The organism is Streptomyces sp. YIM 98790 (assembly GCF_011421595.1).
Lineage (GTDB): Bacteria > Actinomycetota > Actinomycetes > Streptomycetales > Streptomycetaceae > Streptomyces.
Window position 1 is genome coordinate 74,712 of sequence record NZ_WTLH01000005.1, and the last position, 6,664, is coordinate 81,375.

The 6,664-nt window shown below is 72.6% G+C and carries 7 protein-coding genes; 3 read left to right on the forward strand and 4 right to left on the reverse strand.

All coding sequences use genetic code 11. The features are described 5' to 3' along the window. Positions 1 to 30: 30 nt before the first annotated feature. Complete coding sequence (locus GQS09_RS01905) at positions 31 to 615, reverse strand: hypothetical protein (protein ID WP_165984181.1); 585 nt, start codon at positions 613 to 615, stop codon at positions 31 to 33. After that, positions 608 to 1,159 (reverse strand): SigE family RNA polymerase sigma factor, encoded by a 552-nt coding sequence (locus GQS09_RS01910; RefSeq protein WP_165984182.1) that lies wholly within the window; start codon positions 1,157 to 1,159, stop codon positions 608 to 610. Before GQS09_RS01910 ends, GQS09_RS01905 begins: the two co-directional genes overlap by 8 nt. Positions 1,160 to 1,547: 388 nt before the next feature. Here GQS09_RS01910 and GQS09_RS30555 point away from each other — a divergent pair, with 388 nt between their 5' ends. Beyond that, entirely contained in the window at positions 1,548 to 2,165 is a 618-nt protein-coding gene (locus GQS09_RS30555; protein ID WP_207957356.1) for a sugar O-acetyltransferase, read from the forward strand. A gap of 359 nt (positions 2,166 to 2,524) precedes the next feature. On the opposite strand, the gene GQS09_RS01920 is transcribed toward GQS09_RS30555, so the two are convergent. After that, positions 2,525 to 3,754 (reverse strand): glycoside hydrolase family 11 protein, encoded by a 1,230-nt coding sequence (locus tag GQS09_RS01920; RefSeq protein WP_165984183.1) that lies wholly within the window; start codon positions 3,752 to 3,754, stop codon positions 2,525 to 2,527. A gap of 607 nt (positions 3,755 to 4,361) precedes the next feature. Between GQS09_RS01920 and GQS09_RS01925 the strand changes: the two genes are divergently transcribed. Next, positions 4,362 to 5,519, forward strand: a complete 1,158-nt coding sequence (locus GQS09_RS01925) for an L-threonylcarbamoyladenylate synthase (RefSeq protein WP_313895947.1) — start codon at positions 4,362 to 4,364, stop codon at positions 5,517 to 5,519. A gap of 275 nt (positions 5,520 to 5,794) precedes the next feature. On the opposite strand, the gene GQS09_RS01930 is transcribed toward GQS09_RS01925, so the two are convergent. Further along, on the reverse strand, positions 5,795 to 6,079 hold the full coding sequence (locus GQS09_RS01930) for a winged helix-turn-helix domain-containing protein (RefSeq protein WP_313895948.1): 285 nt from the start codon (positions 6,077 to 6,079) through the stop codon (positions 5,795 to 5,797). 171 nt (positions 6,080 to 6,250) lie between these two features. Here GQS09_RS01930 and GQS09_RS01935 point away from each other — a divergent pair. After that, positions 6,251 to 6,664, forward strand: a 414-nt coding sequence (locus tag GQS09_RS01935; RefSeq protein WP_207957357.1) for a hypothetical protein, incomplete at its 3' end; no start/stop codon positions are given.

Here is a 6,664-nt window from a genome sequence, read left to right on the forward strand (position 1 = left end):
CCGGTACTCCCCGCCCCGCTCCGCCGGGACTCACCCGGCGAGCCAGAACGCCTCCCGCAGCGACTGCACCCGGCCCTCGCTGTCGTAGTCGATGGCGAACACCCACCGCGGCCCGGCGTCCAGCCGGTCCACCAGCTGGCCCAGCTGCACGTCCGCCGGTTCCCCGCCGGTCAGCTGCCGTGCTTCCACCGGTGTTCCCCGCGGCAGGGTCAGCGTGTGCACCACACCGGCGGGTACCGGCGTGCCCTGCTCGGTACGGAGCCGCTCGACGGTGACCTGCACCATGTCGCCCCGGACCACCGCCCCGTACACATAGCCCAGTTCGCTGGCGTACTCCTCGCCCGGAGCGGGCGTCGGCGGCACGAACGGCGAAGCCGGTGGCGCGGGGACGACGGCGGGCGGCTCCGGCTCCCCGGACACCCGGGCCAGCGACACACCCCCCACGGCCAGAGCCGCGGCCAGCAGCGCGCCGCCGGACGCCAGAGCTGCCCGCCTGCGGCGCAGACGCCGCTCGGCGCGCGCCCTGATCCGCGCCGCGACCAGCGGCACCACCTGCTGCCGGCCCGACTCGGCGAGGTCGGCGAGGTAACCCTTCAGCTCCGTCTCGTCAGCCATGACGCACCTCCGATCGCCGAGTCGTCCGCGGATCCAGCTCTGTACCGGCCAGCAGCCGTGCCAGCGCCGCCCGTCCCCGGCTCAGTTGCGCCTTGACGGTGCCGACGGGGGAGCCGGTCTCGGTGGCCACCTGTTCAACCGACAGGTCGCACAGGTGGTGGAGCACCACGGCCCGTCGCTGCGCCTCGGGTATCTGCCGCAGCGCCTGAACCAGCAGCACGTGGTGCGGATCCGGTGGCGGTACCGTGGCGGGCGGGCCCTGCCGCCGGGCGAAGGCGAGCGCGGTGCGCATCCGCCGCCACCGGCTGACCGCCAGCCGCCAGGCCACCGTGCGCACCCACGCCTCGGGGGCGCCGTCCAGGTCCAGTCCGTCCCGGCGTTCCCACGCCCGGACGAAGGCTTCCTGGACCACGTCCTGCGCCTCGGCGAGGTCGCCCGTCATCGCATACAGCTGGCCGATCAGCCGGCCCACGCTCGCGGCGTAGAAGGCGTCGAACTCCTGCTCGTCCACACCCCGGCGCCGCGGCTTGTCTGGTGGTCGCATACCTCTCCCGTCACGCTGAACGGTGCCACCGGACTCCCTCGCGGCACAAGCCGGTGACTCCGCGCGCGGCTGTTCACCGGGATGCAGCCGCCGTGGATGCAGCCGCCGCCCGTGCGTGTGCCGGGAAGCGGGGCGGTCCTCGAACAAGGAGGCCAGGCCCACCCCGCGCACCGCCCCTATCCCGCCGCCCGGCAGGCCCACCACGTCCAGGTCGGGGGCGCAGTCGCTGCGTACCGGGTCCGGGGAACGGCCGAAGGGCCCGGGGAAACCAGCATCTGCCGCCACATCCATACAGGTCACAATGAGGGCCGCGCATGTCGGCCAAGGCTTGACACAGGCAGGCAGCCGCCCCAATATGTTCAGAGCGTTGACAAATTGGGGAGGCGGCGTGACCCAGGGCGGAATCGGACGTGCCGAGGAGAGGCTGGAGGCTCTCCTCGCGGCCGATGAAGATCTACAGCGCTTGATGGCCGGCGACTGGATCCGCTACCGCACCTCCCCGGCGCTCCAGGAGCTCTCGTGGGATGCGCACTCGACCTGCGCGAGGATCAACCACGTCTTCTACGACGATCCCGCCGAGGCGCGGCGGCTGTTCCACGAGCTCGTCCCCGGCGCAGGGGAAGGCATCGACTTCCGGCCGCCCCTCAGCATCGACTACGGGATGCGCCTGGTCATCGGCGACCGGACGTTCATCAACGCGGACTTCCTCGTCATCGGCGGCGGGCAGGTCACGATCGGCGCGGACTGCCTCATCGGTCCCCGCTGCGGCATCTACACGCCCAACCACGCACAGGACATCACCCGTCGGCTCGACGGGTGGGAGCTCCCCGAACCGGTCGTGATCGGCGACAACGTGTGGCTCGGCGGATCGGTCACCATCACGCCCGGTGTGACGATCGGCGACCACAGCATCATCGGTGCCGGTTCCGTCGTCACGAAGGACATTCCCTCCGGCGTCGTCGCCGTGGGCAATCCGTGCCGGCCCCTCAGGCCCATCGAGGTCTAGCCTGAGGCCAGTGCCTCCTGCGTCCGGGATCAGNCTCAGGCCCATCGAGGTCTAGCCTGAGGCCAGTGCCTCCTGCGTCCGGGATCAGGGGTCAAGGCCCCCGGACACCTTGCCGGCCGGGGTGAGCCCGTGGCCGCAGACCTGCCGCCCGCGAACGGCCGGGCATTGCGCCAGGCCAGGCGGTGGCCGGACCCTCTCCTCAGCGTCCGACGGCGCCTCCCGGGCCCGGCACCACCCCCCGAGGTCATGCCGTCGACAGGGGGAACAGTCATGCCGGGCCCGGAGGCGGGCGGCCCTGTTGCAGGACCGCGAGAAACCCAACGGGCGAGCCGGAGCAGGCAGGCGGGCGATGGTGCGGGTCAGCCCGCGGTGCAGCTGCCGATGGAGGGGCTCGGGCTGGGCGGGCCGCTCACGGTGAAGCCGAACGCCGTCGACTGGCCGGCGCTCAGCGTGCGGTTGTAGCTCGCCGGGGTCACGGTCACCACGTTCCCGCTCCTGCTCATGGTGCCGTTCCAGAGCGAGGTGATCGTCTGGTTGCTCGCCAGCGTCATCGGCACCTGCCAGTTGGTGACGCCGCCGCTGCCCGCGGTGACCGTCACCTCGCCGTTGAAGCCGTTGTTCCACGAGTTGGTGGTGCGGTACGTGGCGCTGCAGGCGCCCGTGCCCCCGCCGCCCGTGGTGCTTCCGCCGGCCGCGGTGCTTCCGCCGGCCGCGGTGCTCCCGCCCGAGGTGCCTCCGCCGCCGATGGAGATGTTGGAGCTGCCGCTGCTCTGGTAGCCCTCCGACGCCATGATCATGTAGTAGCTGAAGGCCCCCAGCGGCATCCCGGCCGCCTGCCAGGCGTCGAAGTGCCGGCCGGTGTTGATGGTGCCGCTGCTCCGCTTGCTCTGGCGGACGCTCNTGGAGCTGCCGCTGCTCTGGTAGCCCTCCGACGCCATGATCATGTAGTAGCTGAAGGCCCCCAGCGGCATCCCGGCCGCCTGCCAGGCGTCGAAGTGCCGGCCGGTGTTGATGGTGCCGCTGCTCCGCTTGCTCTGGCGGACGCTCCAGTACTGCTGGAAGGTCCTGGTGCCCTCCACCGACGGCGCGTTGGTGCGCGTGGACTCGTAGAGGGTGTACGTGCCGCCGTCGTCGGTGACCGTGCCGCGCTGCTGGCCGGCTGAACCGGGGTTGTACGGGCCGTGGTTCTCCACGATGTAGTACTCGACCAGCGGGTTGGAGGTCCACCCGTACAGGGCGAGGTAGCCGTTGCTGCCCGGGTTGAACGTGCCGGAGTAGGTCACGGTCCGGCGGCTGCCGTTGGCCCAGCCCAGGCCGCCCACCCAGTTGTTGGTGTTGTTCCACTGGCTGCTGTACTGCCCTGCGGCGCCCAGCGTCATGGTGACCGTGCCGGGGCTGTCGGTCCAGAAGGAGTAGTAGTACCCGTTGTACGTGCCGGTGGAGTTGCTCGTGATGACCTGGTCGGCGCGCGCCATGCCGGGCAGCAGCAGCCCGGAACCGGCCGCCGCCGCCAGGGCCCCGGCGCCGCCGAGGACGAACCTTCTGCGGCTCACCGGGCGTAAGCCGGACTTGTGGGGGGTCTCGCTCATACGAGTGTTCCTCCTCGTGAATGGCCCCGTCGATGGCCGGGAGACACGCCGAGCGTGCCTCGGGCGTTGAGCGACGAGGGTGACGGGGGGACCGGCCTCACGCCTGCGGCGCTCGGCCGGGGGGGGGCGTCACCACAGTCTTCCGTGGTAGGGGAGTTGTCAATAGTTGCGCAATGTTTCCGAAACTTAGCCGTGATATCGCTTGCTGTTCTCGCAGGTCGCGGCCGGTGTGGGCGAGTGCGGATGCTGAGACGAAGGGGAGTGTGGCGCTGTTGGCCCGGTCGCGGCGAAAGTTTCACCCGGTATCCGAGGGCGCCCCGCGTACCGCCAGAGCCGACGGCGCCGTGACCACGCGAGCCGGTGTCGCGGCGCGACGGACAGCGGTCCGGAGCGGCGGATCGGCGAACACCGTCGCCGCGTACCGCTCGGAGCCGGCCGCCGGCCGGCTCCGCGGGCCGGACGCCGATGCGCTGGGACGGCGGCGCTGCCGGATGATGGAGGAGAGCAGGGCGGCAGCCCGGAACGAAGGGTGGCAGCACGTGGCGAGTGCAGGAACGAGGGGCGTGGGCGTGGCGGCGGTGGTGGCCGGCGGCCGGAGGGACGCGCGGTGAGCGCCGCCGGTCCGGACGAGGCGTCCCGTGGGGTCGAGCAGGCGGTGCGCACGCTGCGCTCGGGCGGTCTGGTCGCCTTTCCCACCGAGACGGTCTACGGGCTCGGTGCGGACGCCGAGAACGTGGCAGCCGTGGAGCGCGTCTTCGCGGTGAAGGGACGGCCTCCGGCGCACCCGCTCATCGTGCACATCGGCGGCGCCGACCAGCTCCAGGACTGGGCGGCGGAGGTGTCCGAGGCGGCCCGGCGCGTCGCCGAGCGCTTCTGGCCGGNCGTGGCAGCCGTGGAGCGCGTCTTCGCGGTGAAGGGACGGCCTCCGGCGCACCCGCTCATCGTGCACATCGGCGGCGCCGACCAGCTCCAGGACTGGGCGGCGGAGGTGTCCGAGGCGGCCCGGCGCGTCGCCGAGCGCTTCTGGCCGGGTCCGCTGGCCCTGGTTCTCCGGCGGAGCGGGCGTGTTCCGCACGCGGTCACCGGGGGCCTGGAGACGGTGGCGCTGCGGGTGCCGGGGCACCCGGTCGCCCTGGCGCTTCTCACCGCGTTCGGCGGTGGGGTGGCGGCGCCGTCCGCCAACCGGTTCGGCCACGTCAGTCCCACGACGGCCGGCCATGTGCGGGAAGGGCTGGGCTCCGACGTCGACTTCGTGCTGGACGGCGGCCCCTGCGCGGTCGGGGTGGAGTCGACCATTGTCGATCTCACCGGGGAGCCGGTGATCCTGCGTCCCGGCGGCGTGGTCCGCGAGGACCTCGAGGAGGTCCTGGGCCGCCCGGTCCGGGTGGGCGCCAAGAGCGCGGTCCGGGTTCCGGGGCAGCACCCGTCGCACTACGCGCCGCGGGCCCGGGTCGTCCTGGTGGCGCCGGAGCGCGTTGCCGGTGAGGCGGAGGTCCTGCGGGCGCGCGGGCACCGGCCCGGTGTGCTGCTGCCCGCCGCGCCCGGCGGCGGGTCCGGTGCGCCGGCCGCGCGGTTCGTCATCGAGGTCCCGGACTCGGAGGCGGAGTACGCCCGGCGGCTCTACGAGTTCCTGCGCGCGTTCGACCGGCACGGATGCGATGTCATCGTGGCGTCCTTGCCGGCCCCGCACGGGCTCGGGCTGGCGATCGCGGACCGGCTGCGGCGTGCGGCCGGCCCCCGGGATGTGGCGCCGCTGGAGTCCTGATCCCGGCCGCCTCCCTGGCCGGCAGGCGCGGCCGGGGAGGCGCCGCCGCCGCGCCCGGTCCGGGGCGCGGCGAGTGCGGTGACCGGGGAGCCGGGGAGCCGGGGAGCCGGGGAAACAGTCCGGAACCTTCATCGGGACGAGGTCACCGGNCGGGGAGCCGGGGAAACAGTCCGGAACCTTCATCGGGACGAGGTCACCGGGACCGGGAACATGGCCGGGCACCCCCGCGGGGGTGCCCGGCCATGTTCCCGGTCGTTCAGGTCGTTTCAGGTCGTTCAGGTCGAGTTGACTCCCGCCGGGGTGTCCTTGCCCATGAGCACGGCCACCAGCTCCCCGATGGCGGTGTCCCGGTCCATGGGGTGACGCAGCGGGAGTTCCCCGTGCAGCCGGTAGCGGTTGCGGCGTCCTTCCCGGACCCGTTCCAGATAGCCGGCCTTGACCAGATCGGCGACGATGCGCTGCGCGGCGCGCTCGGTGATCCCCACCTGCTCCGCGACATCCCGCATGCGCGCCTGCGGATCCCGGACCACACACAGCAGCACGTGGGCGTGATTGGTCAAGAACGTCCATTCCTGCATGAAGAACAGCCTACCCAGCCGTACGTAAGCCACCTCACACTCCAATACACGTCTTTTGTGTCTTGTTTTTGCTGTCGCGTCTTAGGATTCGCGTTATCGAGAACGCGAGAAGCGTGACGCGAACAGTGTGACGTGATCAGGGAGGTGCGGGCCATGACCGGCCACGAGAAGACGACCCCGCGGGAGGTCCTGCCGGTGAGGGCGGACACCCCGGCCGGCGGGCAGCGGATCCCCGCGCCCGCCGCCGCGGCCGGGGAGAAGGCCCGGCGGTGGGAGCACAAGTGGGCCTCCCCGCCGCCGGACGTGGTGATCGACACCGCCCCGCCGGGCGGCCGGCGGACCGCCGCGCAGAGCGTGGGCGCCTACATCACCCATGAACTGGAGCGGGGACGGTCGCTGTACTGCGTGGTCCGCGACGAGTTCGTGCGGGTGCGCATCGGCGGTTTCGACGGACGTGCCCTGCTCCCGCACTGCCTGGAGCACCTCGGCGGTACGGCGCAGCGGCCCGCCGCGGCGTCCGGCCCTGCCGCGGCCGGCGCCGGCACCGGGCCGGACGCCGCGGACCTC